Annotated in this window: 12 protein-coding genes; 1 reads left to right on the forward strand and 11 read right to left on the reverse strand. The window is 62.8% G+C overall.

The annotated features are described in order from the left end of the window. Nucleotides 1–9: 9 nt before the first annotated feature. From YA0848_RS04290 to hmgA, 4 genes are read right to left on the reverse strand one after another with little or no spacing between them, the layout of a single operon-like run. Nucleotides 10–1,341 carry an MFS transporter gene (locus YA0848_RS04290; RefSeq protein WP_034111861.1) on the reverse strand — a complete coding sequence of 444 codons (1,332 nt, stop codon included), beginning with the start codon at nt 1,339–1,341 and terminating at the stop codon, nt 10–12. A gap of 43 nt (nt 1,342–1,384) precedes the next feature. Next, nucleotides 1,385–2,029 carry a maleylacetoacetate isomerase gene (gene maiA, locus YA0848_RS04295; RefSeq protein WP_034096026.1) on the reverse strand — a complete coding sequence of 215 codons (645 nt, stop codon included), beginning with the start codon at nt 2,027–2,029 and terminating at the stop codon, nt 1,385–1,387. Nucleotides 2,030–2,041: 12 nt separating this feature from the next. Continuing rightward, nucleotides 2,042–3,328: a fumarylacetoacetase gene (fahA, locus tag YA0848_RS04300; RefSeq protein WP_034096025.1), complete on the reverse strand. Its 1,287-nt coding sequence runs from the start codon at nt 3,326–3,328 to the stop codon at nt 2,042–2,044. Nucleotides 3,329–3,331: 3 nt separating this feature from the next. Continuing rightward, on the reverse strand, nt 3,332–4,615 hold the full coding sequence (gene hmgA / locus YA0848_RS04305; protein WP_034096024.1) for a homogentisate 1,2-dioxygenase: 1,284 nt from the start codon (nt 4,613–4,615) through the stop codon (nt 3,332–3,334). A gap of 120 nt (nt 4,616–4,735) precedes the next feature. On the opposite strand from hmgA, the gene YA0848_RS04310 reads away from it, so the two are divergent. Beyond that, nucleotides 4,736–5,515, forward strand: coding sequence for an IclR family transcriptional regulator (locus YA0848_RS04310; protein ID WP_169902763.1), 780 nt, complete (start codon nt 4,736–4,738; stop codon nt 5,513–5,515). A gap of 1 nt (nt 5,516) precedes the next feature. Here YA0848_RS04310 and dacB read toward each other — a convergent pair whose 3' ends face one another. The 7 genes from dacB to YA0848_RS04345 all read right to left on the reverse strand — a co-directional run bounded on the left by dacB (nt 5,517) and on the right by YA0848_RS04345 (nt 13,188). Then, on the reverse strand, nt 5,517–6,962 hold the full coding sequence (gene dacB / locus YA0848_RS04315) for a D-alanyl-D-alanine carboxypeptidase/D-alanyl-D-alanine endopeptidase (RefSeq protein WP_047881625.1): 1,446 nt from the start codon (nt 6,960–6,962) through the stop codon (nt 5,517–5,519). Nucleotides 6,963–7,121: 159 nt separating this feature from the next. Continuing rightward, nucleotides 7,122–9,542: a TonB-dependent siderophore receptor gene (locus YA0848_RS04320; protein WP_047881611.1), complete on the reverse strand. Its 2,421-nt coding sequence runs from the start codon at nt 9,540–9,542 to the stop codon at nt 7,122–7,124. Nucleotides 9,543–9,652: 110 nt separating this feature from the next. Then, nucleotides 9,653–10,588 carry a glutathione S-transferase family protein gene (locus tag YA0848_RS04325; protein ID WP_169902764.1) on the reverse strand — a complete coding sequence of 312 codons (936 nt, stop codon included), beginning with the start codon at nt 10,586–10,588 and terminating at the stop codon, nt 9,653–9,655. Between the two features lie 82 nt (nt 10,589–10,670). After that, nucleotides 10,671–10,940, reverse strand: a complete 270-nt coding sequence (locus YA0848_RS04330) for a GIY-YIG nuclease family protein (protein WP_034096020.1) — start codon at nt 10,938–10,940, stop codon at nt 10,671–10,673. Between the two features lie 36 nt (nt 10,941–10,976). Then, complete coding sequence (locus tag YA0848_RS04335) at nt 10,977–11,447, reverse strand: nuclear transport factor 2 family protein (RefSeq protein WP_169902766.1); 471 nt, start codon at nt 11,445–11,447, stop codon at nt 10,977–10,979. Nucleotides 11,448–11,542: 95 nt separating this feature from the next. Beyond that, entirely contained in the window at nt 11,543–12,178 is a 636-nt protein-coding gene (locus YA0848_RS04340) for a response regulator transcription factor (protein ID WP_034096018.1), read from the reverse strand. 200 nt (nt 12,179–12,378) lie between these two features. Next, complete coding sequence (locus tag YA0848_RS04345; RefSeq protein WP_034111851.1) at nt 12,379–13,188, reverse strand: response regulator; 810 nt, start codon at nt 13,186–13,188, stop codon at nt 12,379–12,381. Between the last annotated feature and the right edge of the window lie 175 nt (nt 13,189–13,363).

Consider the following 13,363-nt stretch of genomic DNA (forward strand, 5'->3'; position numbering starts at 1 on the left):
CCTTGGGTTCTAGTTAAGGCGCGAAGTTTTTTGTGGCGAGCGCACCTGAATGATCAACAACGCAGCCATCACCGCCGGAATCGCGCAGTAGAAAAAAATCTGCTGCACCGGTACCTGCATTGCCAGCAGCAGACTGCCCAGCAACGGCCCGAGGATCGAGCCGAAGCGCCCTACTCCCAGTGCCCAGCCCGTGCCGGTGGCGCGCACGTGGGCCGGGTAGAAGTTGCTGGCGAAGGCATTCAACGTCAGTTGCCCACCGATGATGCAGAAGCCGGCGGCAAACACGCACGCCACCAAGTAGCGCGGATTATCGTGGTTCAAGCCCAACAGCACGGTGCACAGCCCGGCCGCGAACAACACCCCGCACAGCAGGCGGACTTTATTTTTCAGGCGGTCGGCAAACCAGGCCATGCCGATGGCACCCAAGGTGCCGGCAAACAGGAACATCGACGTCACCAGGTTGGCCTGCTTGAGTGCCAGGCCACTTTCCAACAGCAACGACGGCAGCCAGCTGATCATGAAATACAGCAGGATCAGGCTGACGAAAAAGGTTGCCCAGATCAGCAAGGTCGGGCGGGCGTAACCGTTGCGAAACAACTCAACCACAGTCAATTGGCTGCCCCGCGCCTGCTGGTCATCGGCGGTGCTTGCCAACGGCGGTTGCCAGTCGGGCAACAGGCGCGCCGTGACCCGCTGCAGACGCCAGTAAGGCGGCGCGTCCCGCAATAGTCGCGGCAAGGATTCGGGCAGCAGCCACACCAGAAACGGAAACAACAGCAGCGGCGTAACACCGCCTGCCAGGAACACCGCCTCCCACCCGTAATGCTCAATAAATCCTGCGGCCACGAACCCACCCGCCGCGCCACCAAACGAAAAGCCGCACGCGGCCAAGGTCACCATCAGGGTGCGCAGGCGCGGTGGCGAATAGTCCGACATCAAGGCCATGGCGCTTGGCATCGCCCCACCCATGCCGATCCCGCAGATAAACCGTGCGGCCATCAGCGTGGTTAGCGAGTCGGCGAACACCATCAGCACCGTGAGGCTGGCGTAGATCAGCACGCAGGCCAACAGAATCCGGCGTACGCCAAAGCGGTCCGCCAGTGGCGTCACCAGCAGTGAGCCAAGGGTCAACCCCAGCAAGTTGGCACTGAACACCGGGCCGAACGCGGCTTTTTCCAGCCCCCAGTCCGCGGCCAGCGCCGGCACTACGTAGCCCAGCACTTGGGCATCGTAGCCATCGGTCACCAGCAGCAACGCCAGCAACAAGAGGATCAACCACTGGAAGCGCGACACCGGACGGGCGTCGAGTGCCGCGCGAAAGCTGGCAATCTGAGTGTGCATCGCAAGGTACCTGTTTTATTTTTATGGGTGTCGCACAGCGGATTTACGGGGCCTCAGGGGTATCCGGTTGATTAGCGGGATGGGCTTGAATAAACGCCGGATGCTGCTTGGCCAAGGCCGCAACACGGCCGATACGCGGGTAATCGGCCAGCGACACTTTGAACCGCTCGGCTGCGTATAACTGTGGGATCAAAAACACATCGGCCATGCCCGGCTGGTCGCCAAAACAGAACCCTTGATCACCGATCAACTGCTCCACCGCGCCGAGGCCCTGGCTGATCCAGTGCCCGACCCACGCCAGCACCTGCGTGTCGTCATGCCCCCATTGGCGCAACAGGTTCTGAGTGCTGGAGTTGTGCAACGGGTGGATGTCACAACCGATGATCGATGCCACCGCACGCTCGTGGGCGCGGGTCGCCAGGTCTTGGCTCAGCAGCGGCACCTGTGGATAACGTTCGTCGAGGTATTCGATGATCGCCGGCGACTGGATCAACAGGTCGCCGTCGTCAGTGCGCAGGGCCGGCACGCGGCCCTGCGGGTTGATGGCCAGGTACGCCGGCTGGCGGTTGGCGCCCCCTGCCGGCACCAGCAGGTTGACCGGCACCGCCGTGAACGCCAGCCCCTTGAGCGCCAAAGCGATGCGCACGCGATACGACGAAGTAGAGCGGTAATAGGTATAGAGTTCCATCCCCCGCCCTCCTCAGCGCGCTGCGACCACAGTGCCACGGCATTCGCCAAAACCGATGGAGGCATAGCCTTCACGGTTGCAGCGCGCACGCAGAATGATTTCGTCGCCGTCTTCGAGGAATTTACGCACTTCGCCGGACGGCAGCTCGATCACTTTTTTACCGCCCTCGGTGATCTCCAACAGGCTGCCGAGTTGGCTGGCTTGCGGCCCGGACAAGGTGCCTGAACCGAACAGATCGCCGGGCTGCAGTTGGCAACCGTTAACGCTGTGATGGGCCACCAACTGCGCGGCGGTCCAGTACATATGCAGGCTGTTGCTCAGGGCCAGGCGATGGGCCGGCAGGTTTTGTTCGCGCATGGCGGCCGTGGTCAGCAGCACTTCCAGTTCGATATCCAGAGCACCGCCGGCCTGATCGCGTTGATCCAGCAAGTACGGCAGCGGCTGCGGATCGCCTTCGGGGCGTGCCGGTTGAGCCTTGCGGAACGGCGCCAACGCTTCAGCCGTGACCACCCAGGGCGAGACTGTGGTAATAAAGCTCTTGGACAGGAACGGCCCCAGCGGCTGGTATTCCCACGCCTGGATATCCCGCGCCGACCAGTCGTTGAGCAGGCAAAAACCGGCGATATGCTCGGCCGCGTCACCGATGGCGATCGCTTCGCCCATGGCGTTGCCCTGGCCGATCCAGATGCCCAGTTCCAACTCGTAGTCCAACCGCGCACAGGGACCGAAGGTGGGTTCGGATTGGCCGGCAGGCAGGGTCTGGCCTTTGGGGCGACGCACATCCATGCCCGAGGGGCGCACGGTGGAGGCGCGGCCGTGATAGCCGATCGGCACATACTTGTAGTTGGGCAGCAACGGGTTGTCGGGGCGGAATAGCTTGCCGACGTTCTGCGCGTGTTCGATACCAACGTAGAAGTCGGTGTAGTCGCCGATTTTGGCTGGCAGGTGCAGTTGGCAATCAGCCGCGCGGTGCAGCACCTGCGCCTCGCGGGCTTGCAGCGGGCTGCCCTCGGCAAGCAGCTCCAGCAGGCGCTCACGCAGGGCCACGCGTGGGCCACGGCCCAGGGCGAACAACCCGTTCAATTGACCGCCGGCAGTCGCCTCCACGGCACGACGGGCTTCGCCGTCGAATGCGTCCAATGTCGCGTGAAGATCCAGGATGAAATCCCCAATCGCCACGCCGCTGCGCGGGGGCTCGCCATTGCGACTGAAGATGCCCAGCGGCAGGTTCTGCAGCGGGAAATCCGCGTGACCGTTGGCGGACGCTACCCAACTACGGGCAGGGGTGGGCTGAGTCATGGGTTATCTCCGATTCGGGTTGAAGGTGACGGGCAGCGAGGCCCAGCACGCGTCGTAAGCAGGTTGCAGGTGCGGACAGTCCAGGGCGAACTGGGTGGGACGCAGCACTTGGCTGGTCTCGAACATGAACGCCATGGTGTTATCGATCTTGTGCGGCGCCAGTTCCACATTGATAGCCTTGGTGCAGGTTTCGCCATCCGGGCCGTGGGCGCTCATGCAGCTGTGCAGCGACGCACCGCCGGGCAGGAAACCCTCGGCCTTGGCGTCGTAGGCGCCTTGGATCAAGCCCATGTATTCGTTCATCAGGTTGCGGTGGAACCACGGCGGACGGAAGGTGTTCTCGGCCACCATCCAGCGCGGCGGGAAAATCACGAAGTCGAGGTTGGCCAGGCCGTGCACGCTGGTGGGCGAGGTCAACACGGTGAAAATCGACGGGTCCGGGTGATCGAAACTGACGGTGCCGATGGTGTTGAAGCGGCGCAGGTCGTATTTGTACGGCACGTTGTTGCCGTGCCAGGCCACCACGTTCAGCGGTGAATGGTCGAGCTCGCAGGCCCACAGTTCGCCGAGAAACTTCTGCACCAACGTCGTCGGTTGCCTTAAGTCTTCGTAATGGGCGACGGGGCTGAGGAAGTCCCGTGGATTGGCCAGGCCGTTGCTGCCGATGGGCCCCAGGTCCGGCAGGCGCAGCGGCGCGCCGTGGTTCTCGGCGATGTAGCCGCGGGCCTGAGCGTCCAGCAGTTCGACGCGGAATTTAAGGCCACGGGGCAGCACGACGATTTCCAGCGGCTCCACTTCCAGCACGCCCAGTTCAGTGACAAGACGCAGGCGCCCCTGCTCGGGGACGATCAACCATTCGCCGTCGGCGTTGAAGAACACCCGCTCCATGGAGCGATTGGCGCGATAGTGGTGGATGCTGATACCCGAGGGTTTTTCCGACGCCGAATTGGCGACCATTGCGACCAGACCGTCAATAAAATCGGTCGGCTCGCTAGGCATATCCAGTGGGTTCCAGCGCAGCCGGTTGGGCGTCACCGCACCCAACGGACCGCCGGCCAATTGCCGTTCCAATTTGGCGAACGCCGGGTGATTGGCCGACGGCTGGATGCGGTACAACCAGGTACGCCGGGCTTCGCTGCGGGTCATGGTGAACGCGGTGCCGGAGAACAGCTCGGTGTACAGGCCGTAGGGTGCTTTTTGCGGGGAGTTCTGGCCGACCGGCAAGGCGCCGGGCAGGGCTTCGCTGGCGAATTCATTGCCGAAGCCCGACAGGTATTCGAGGGTCATGGATCGTCCTCTGAGCGGAAGTTGTTTTTATCGTAATCCAGTTACGCATAACGTAATTTGATCACTATCGAGCGTCAAGCTATAAAGACGCCCATTCATCTTTCGGAACCCCGCCCCTCCATGGAAAAGCCCCGCGACACCGGTAAACAAAAAGTCCGTTCGGCCGAAGTGGGCACCGATATTCTCAAGGCCCTGGCCGAACTATCCCCGGCCACGTCGCTGTCGCGCCTGGCCGAGCATGTGCAGATGCCGGCGAGCAAAGTGCATCGCTACCTGCAAGCATTGATCGCGTCGGGGTTCGCCGAACAGAACAACGCCACCAACCATTACGGACTGGGCCGCGAAGCGTTGCGCGTGGGTCTGGCTGCGTTGGGCAGCATGGACGTGCTGAAAGTCGGCGCGCTGCCCCTGGCGGAACTGCGCGACCAACTGAACGAGACGTGCTTTCTGGCGGTGTGGGGCAATCAGGGCGCGACCGTGGTGCAGATCGAGCCGGCGGTGCGCGCGGTGACGGTGGTGACACAACTGGGCTCGGTGTTGCCGCTGCTCAGTTCGTCCACCGGGCTGGTGTTCAGTGCGTACCTACCCTCGCGGGAAACCGTGGAGCTGCGCCAGCAGGAGATCGAGGCGGGCATCGCCCACGCCCTGGCGGACGACCAAGCCTACGCCACGGCCTGCGAACAGATCCGCCAGCGTGGCCTGCACTTTGTGCACGGCTTGTTGATGCCGGGGGTGGACGCCTTGTCGGCACCGGTGTTCAACGCCATCGGCCAGGTGGCGGCGGTAATGACCGTGGTCGGCCCTACCTCACTGTTCCACGCCGATGAAGACGGCCCGGCGGCCCAGCAATTACTGGCGGCGACCCGGGCCGTAAGCTGGCGCATGGGCTACCAGCCCTGAACTAGTCCCGCCACTGGGCCAGGGCCTGGGCCACGCGATTTTCCACGGCGCGCACCGGCGCGGCGTTGCCCAGGTAGTTGTTGCTGACCATCGAGAACACCAGGCGCCGGCCGTCGGCGTCGGTGATATAGCCACTCAATGACGACACGCCGGCCATGGAGCCGGTCTTGGCATGCAGGTTGTTTTGCGCCGCCGTCCCGCGCAGGCGATAGCGCAGGCTGCCACCCACCATGCGGTCCGCATTACCGGCAATCGGCAGTGCGTTATACCAAGCGTCGAACCAGGGTTGTCTGACGCTGGCCAACAGCAGATCGGTGAAGGTCAGGGACGACACCAGATTGCGCCGCGACAAGCCCGAACCGTCTACCTGGCTCAGGCTGGCCGGGTCCAGCCCCTGGCGTGTCATAAAACCCGCCACTGCCGCCACGCCGGCCGCCGCGGTGCCTGCGTTCGCAGTCTTGCGGCCCATGGCCTTGAGCAGGGCCTCGGACATATTGTTGTTCGAGAGTTTGAGCAGCGGCGTGATCAATTCCTGCAACGGCGCCGACTGATGTTCGGCCAACAATGTAGCCGTCGCTGGCGTAGCGCCACCAATCACACGCCGGCCCTGCACCTTGATGCCCTGCTGAGCCAGCGCCTGTTCAAACAGGTTCGCCACCAGCTGGGTTGGTTCCCACACACTCACCCACTGCCGGCTCTGCTTGCCGGGGGCCAGCGCACCGCTCAGTTGCAGCAGGTTGGTGCCGTGCTGGCGGGTAATGCCGTACGTGTTGCCGGGGCCGCTGATGGCGCGATTGCTCAGTTGCACGTAGTCGGTGGCCGGGCTCACGGTAACGCTCACCGGTTGGCCGACGGCCACGGGCGCTTTCGCGGTGACGATCAAGGTACCCGCGTCGAAATCCGTGTTGGGCGACACCGTCAACGCGGAGATCTGCGCGCCGTAGTAGGTGCTTTCGTCATCCTGGGCCCAATCGACGCCCAGGCGCTCGGCATCGAACCAGGTGTCGTCGAACACCAGATCGCCCTGCACTTCTCGCACGCCATCGCTGGCCAACTGTGCCGCCAGCGCCTGGTAATCGGCGAACTGCACGGTGGGATCGCCCAAGCCGCGCACGTACAGATTGCCCGCCAGCCGCTCGCCCTGGCGGCTGCCGGTGCTCAGTACCTGAGTGGAAAACCGGTATTGCGGCCCCAGCACATCCATCGCCGCCGCAGTGGTCAACAACTTGAGGTTGGAGGCCGGCACCAGGCGCGTGCGCGGGTTGTGCTGGTAGAGGGTGCTGCCGCTGCGGGCGTCGCGCACCATCAAGGAGACCGTGGCGCCATTGAAGGCCGGGTCGGCCATGAGATGGTCAAGGATGGCCGGGGTGGAGGTTGGCGAAACGCTCGCGCAACCGCCCATGAAAACGCTCAAGCACAGCAGGGGTAGCCATCGTCCAACATGCATCAGTGTCAAATTCCGCAAAATCTTCAGTGGCGGCAACGCTAACAGCTCCACCTGCCCGTGGCGAGCGGGCCGGTGGAGCAAGCTGCTGGGGGACATGGAATTGTCTTGGTGGTGAGCCGGGTTGTCGAATCGTCGCAGCCAACGCGCCCACCACCAGCCTTAGAACTCCAGCGTGCTCGACACCGACACCTGCCGTGCGTCCCCCAGCGATACAAAGAAGCGGCTGGCCGCCGAGGTGTAGTAGGTGCGGTCGAACAGGTTTTTCACGTTGAGCTGGAACTTGACCTTCTGCCCGTCGAGTTTGGTGTCGTAGGTGGCGAAAGCATCGGCCACGGTGTAGCCCGGCAATGTGAAGTCGTTGGCGGCGTCCCCTGCCCGCTCGCCCACGTAGCGCGCGCCTGCGCCAATGCGCAGTTGATCGCCACCGAACAGGCTGCCGAAGTCGTAGGCCAGCGCCAGCGAGCCGGTGTGTTTGGCGACGTTCTGCAAGCGGTTGCCTTCCAGGGTCGGGTCGTTGTCCTTGATGTCCTCGGCGTCGGTGTAGGCATAGCTGCCGATCACGCTCCATTGGTCGCTCAACTGGCCGGTGGCGTCCAGTTCCAGGCCACGGGAACGCACCTGGCCGGCGATGCTGTAGATCGTGTTCGCGCCGGACCCCACCGAGACCAGCACATTGCGCTTGTCGATGGTGAACAACGCCGCGCTGGCGGTGATGCGCCCGGGAATGTCGAGCTTGGCCCCCAGTTCCCAGGACTTGGCCTGCTCGGGCGTAAGATCGCCGGTGAGCGTACTGCCATCGGCCAAGGCGGCGATGGTGGAGTTGGGTTTGAACGACTCGGTGTAACTGCCATAGAACGACAGTTGATCGGTATAGCGATACACCAGCCCGGCACGCGGCACCCAGGCCTGGCCGTTGCCATCGGTGTTGGCTTTGAACGGCACGCCTTTGCCGGCGTATTGGTCGTACATCTGGTAGCGCGCACCGGCTACGAAAATCCATTGGTCGGTCAGGTGAATCGAATCCTGGAAGAACAGCGAGTCGCTGCGCAGCAGGTCGGTCTGGGCGCTGTCGGCGGCGCTGAAGGTGCTGCCCGCCACTTCGTTGCCGTATACCGGATTGTTGTAATTGAACGTGCCCCGCGAGGCCTGGCGGATCAGGTCGGCGCGGTAGATTTTGCGGTACTCGTCATCCAGGCCGAACACCAGATCATGTTGCATGCCCAGCACGTTAACCTTGCCTTCGAGGCTGGCGGTGGCGAACCGGTCGGTGGTGATGGCGCCCTGGGTGCCGTCCATTCGGCGGGTCAGGGTGCCATTGGCGTTCACCGCGCTGACGCGTACTTGGCTGGCGTCGTAGGTTTCACGGTTCCAGCTGTAGCCGAAGTGAGCTTTCCAATCGTCGTTCAGATCGTGATCGGCTTCGAAGCGGTACAGGTCGGAGCGGCCTTCCATATTGTTGAACGGCTCGTCCAGGCGCCGCGTCGCCGGGATATCCAACGGATGGTTGGTCTTGGGATCGATGGCCGTGCCGCGGTCGAACGGTGAGAGAAATTCACGATGCTCATAAGCGAACAGCAGTTGAGTGGAATCGCCGTACCACGCCAGGGACGGCGCCACCAGCGATTCGCGGTGAGTGCCGAAGTTGCGCCAGTAATCTTCGTCTTCGTGATCAACGATCAACCGGTAGGCCAGCCCTGAATCGCCCAACGGCCCGGTGGTGTCGAGGTTGCCGCCGCTGCCGTTCTTGCCGTCGCCGAAGGTGGAGCCGCGCACGGTCAGGGCGGTGGATGGGGTCAATTCAGGCTTTTTGCTGACGATGTTCACCACGCCGCCCGGGTCTTGTATGCCGTATAGCAGCGACGACGGGCCCTTGAGCACTTCAACCCGTTCGGCCGTGGCGTTCAACGCGCGGCCCTGCACCACCGGCATGCCGTCGCGCATGATCGAGCCGTTACGGTTGTCGCCAAAGCCGCGCAACATCACCGCGTCCTGGGTGCTGGCCAGGGTGTTGGCCTGGGTGATACCGCTGATATTGGCCAGGGCGTCATCCAGGTTGCGCGGGGTCTGATCGCGCAGCGCCTGGGCCGGCACCACGTTGACGGTTTGCGGGGTTTCCAGCAATAGACCGCGCGAGCGCATCACCGAGCTGGTGGGCGGCGGCTGGTAGCTGGTGCTGTCGTCAAGTTGGCCAATGCCGCTGATGGTGGTGGCACCCAAGTTGAGCGCGCCTTCGGTGGGTACGGGTTCCAGGGCCAGGGTACGGGCGTCGATCTGGCGGAAGGTCATGCCGGTGTTGCCCAACAGGCGTTGCAGGGCCTGGGTCGCGCTCATCTGCCCGCGCACTGCCGGGGCGCTGAACCCATAGGGCGCTTCATCGGTGTAGATCACACTGATTCCGGTGACCCGGCTGAAATCGCTGAGAGCCTGTGGCAATGGTTTGGCCGCCAGGGCAAAGTCGAACTGCGCGCTTTGCTGCTCCTGCGCCCGCGCCACGCTCAACGGCAGCAAAGCCACCGCTGACACCGCCAGTACCGAGGCTCCCAGCCACTGTTTTACCCAACCGCCCGCCATCGACTTCATGCTGTGAGAACCCGTGTAGAAAACGCTGTTAATGCGAATTGATCGCAGTTTCAAGCACTACACGGATGGGCGGATGGTTTACCTCACCTGTTGTGGATAAATAATTTCATTCACTGCGCCTGGATACGGAAACCGAAGCGCGGGAAGTGCACATGCACAGTGCCTGCGCGCTCGTCGCTACGGCGCAGGATCAGCTCCTCGCGCCCGGCAAACAGCAGCTCGCCGGCCACTGGGTCGACGCCGTAGTCGATCGCGCTGATGGTCACCGCCTGGCCGGGATGGAAGCCGTTCAAGTCTTCAAACGCTTCGTCCGGCAACGCCGCCGGGGTGGCGTTGCGCGCAATCTCCAGCGCTTGTTCGGCGGTCATCTGGCTGGGCGTGCCGTGGCCGAAACCAAGCACGCGCCCCAGCCACGCGCACACTGCCGGGTAGGCGTCCACCAGGGGTGCTGTGACTGGCGTGGCTTTGAGGAACCACAGCGAGTGGGCCAGGGAGAAGTCGGCAATCGACGGCTCGCCAAACAGAAAATCCCCCGCCTCGCGCTGCAACTGTTGCTCCAGGCGCGTCATGATCGCTGGCCATTGATGCTTGGCCACGTCGGCGCTCAGCTTGCTCGCCGAACCGCCGCTGAACAACGCGGCGCGGTCGGCCATAAAAGCTTTGATCGCTTCCGGCGGCAATTTGCCGAAGCGCACCGCCACCGATTCCGGCTGGAACACCAGGCTCACCGCGTGAGCGAACACCACGCTGTCGGCCCAGGTGGCGAAAGTCTGGGTGATCATTTCCTGGCCGAGGGGGAACAGCGCCGGCGCGGCTTTTTCCTGCTCCAGGCGTAGGGCGATCAGCGCGGTGTCACAGTAGATATCGGCGCCGACCTGCAACACCGGAGTTTTGCGGTAGCCGCCGGTGAGCGCGGTCAGGTCCGGTTTGGGCATCACCGGCGAGATCAGCACGGACTGCCAGGACAGGCCTTTGAAGCCCAGCAGCAGCCGAGCTTTTTCTGCAAAGGGAGAGGTGGGGTAGTGGTGAAGAATGAGCTCAGACATGCCAGGGTCCAGTTGTCAGGTTGAGCTGCCAGCTTAGCGCGCAATGGGTGGCGATGCCGTGATGGGAACCCATCAGTCGAATCTATGCACCACTGGCGGCCAGGCACTCCTTGGCGCTCTTCTTGAGTTTTTTGATCAGCCGTTCCTGACGCAAGGCGTCGCCTTTGCTTGCACATTGCTCGGTGTACACCAGCGCCACCGCCGGGCTGGACTGGAAAAACCGCGCGCCCTTGCCGCTTTGATGCTGAGCGAAGCGGCGCATCGGGTCATTGCTGATGCCGCAATACAGCGCGCCGTTGGCGGCGCGCACCAGGTAAACGAACCAGGGTTTGGGGTCGGTGGGAGTCGTCACGGATCGAGTCGGTCAACCAGAAGAGCGCCCAGCTTATCAACGACTGGCCTGGAATGCCTTGAGACCTTTGCGTGCCTGGGCGCGTACGGCGTTTTTCACCAGCGGCGTCCAGCCCAGCAACAGACCTTTGGTGCCCAGGGCCTGACGCGACCAACGCCACAGATCGAAGTGGTCGTGGTGCTCGCAGATCTTGCCGTCACGGAACACAAAACGCGCCTGGATATCATTGACCACTGTGTTGCCGGTGGCGCTGAACAGGTAGGTCGCCACCCAATGGGCGCTGCCGCGGGTGTCGTCGCTGCGCACTTGGTCGAAGGTCAGCGAGAAGTCCTTGGCGCGGGTGGTGAGCATGCGCCACATATCGCCGACGTCCCGACCGCGCAGCTCACCGAACGCCGGGTCGCTGAAGATCACGTCGTCGCCGTAACAGGCGCTCATGGCGTCGGCGTCCAGACGTTGGAACGCGCGATAGAACTCGGTGATCAGGGCGTTGTGGGCATCACTCATGGGCAGGCTCCGTCGACGGCGAAAAAGATAGGCGCACGATAAGCCGCCCGCGCCGCCAAGGCTACTGACATTCACCGCGCCAATAGTAGCCCGCCTCAGGGCACCATGCCGCAACTGCGGGCATAGGCGAAGAGGTCTACGTCGGTGGAAATGCAAAGCCGGTTCATGGCAGTGCTCTTCTGCTTGCTGATGGTGGACACACTGCGATTGACCCGCGCCGCGATCTGGCTGACGGTCATGCCGCTGGCCAGCATGCGTACCACCTCACGCTCTTTTTCGGACAATTGCGGCTGTCGCGATTGGTCACCCGGCCCGGCTTCCACCAGTTGGGCCCGCAGGCATTCACTGACAAAGGTCTGGCCCGCGCTTACGGTCTTGATCGCCAGCGGCAGCTCCTTGGCCGACGCACTTTTGGCCACGATAGCTCGCGCGCCGTGGGCAAAGGAGGCTCGCAACGTGGCGATATTGGCAAACATGGTCACCAGGATCACCGGCAACGTCGGGTACTGGCGGTGCAGCAGGCTCAACAAACCGTAGCCGTCCGCCTGCTGGCCACCAGGCATGGCGAAATCGGTCACCAGCACATCGCAGGGTGTGGTCGCCAGCACACGCAGCAGTTGATCGGGACCGTCGGCCTCGCCCACCACTTTGCACCGTCCATTCGCCTCGATCACCACTCTCTGCCCGATGCGTACGATGGGATGATCGTCAGCAATGATTACGCGAAGCATAAATACCCACAGATGATGGCCACTAGATTCCGCGCAAAATACCCCCGCCGCCATCCCTCAACAACCGCAGAAGTCTCGGCGTTTTTCCTCACGATCAATGTTTGATAGCCGCCGCTTTTGGACCTACAAAATAAAAAGAAAATACCTACAGCTATTACCCTCAACACAGCCTTCCCTTTCCCTACAAATGTCTGCGGGCATCACAATGAGCCCAAGTAAGTGAGGTAAGCACGTAGGTCGGCCTGGAAGGCGTCCAGGTGCGCCTCATTCAACACCACGCCCTCGGCATGCACCCGCTCGATCAGGCTCATGCCGCGTAGCTCCAGCTCGGCCATGCCCAGAAAAGCCAGGCTACCCACCAAGCGGTGCAGGCTTTCGGCAGTCAACGACGCGTCGCGGATTTTGCGTGCATGGTCGAGCATCAGGGTGTCTTCCCGCGCTTCGCGCAGCAGGCTGACGAGCATCTGGTCGACAACCCGCGCATCCCCGAAGGCTTCGATCAGACCCGCACGGGTCGGCCAGCCCGTGGTCTTGGGCAGCACCGGCACCACATCGGACGGCCCCGGTAACCAGCACGCCAACACCCCATGCAGTTGTTCAAGGGTCAACGGTTTGACCAGCCAGGCGTCCATGCCGGCGTCGCGACAACGCTGTGGGTCGTCATGCACCAGGTTGCCGGTCAGGGCAATGATCGGCACCCGCCGCTGTGCGTTGGCATGTTCGCGCAGGCGAATCGCGCGGCTCATAGTGTAGCCGTCCATCTGCGGCATCTGGCAATCGCTGATCACTAGGTCGAAGGGGGTCTCGGCCAGAGCCGCCAAACCGTGCTGCCCGTCAGTTGCCAGTTGGTGGCCCAAGCCGAGTTTTTTCAATAGCCACCCCATCAAGACGCGGTATGTCGCATGGTCTTCCACCACCAGGACCTTCAGGTGCCGCCAATGGAGGGGCGGCTCGGTCGAAGGTGTCAATTCACGGGAAAGCACTGCGTCCGAAGATACGTCAGTCTCCATGGTCACCTCATGGTTGCGGTCGTTTTTGCAGCACGCGGCATTCGCAACAAACCGACAGCGCTGACGTAGCAGCCAGGCAAACAGAGTCGAAACACTCACATGACTACTTATCGCGACGTCACGCTATCTCCATGGGTGGCGTCATGACGATGCAAAAACTACGAAAAAACCAACT

Source organism: Pseudomonas sp. S4_EA_1b (genome assembly GCF_016307435.1).
Taxonomy (GTDB): Bacteria; Pseudomonadota; Gammaproteobacteria; order Pseudomonadales; family Pseudomonadaceae; genus Aquipseudomonas; species Aquipseudomonas rhodesiae.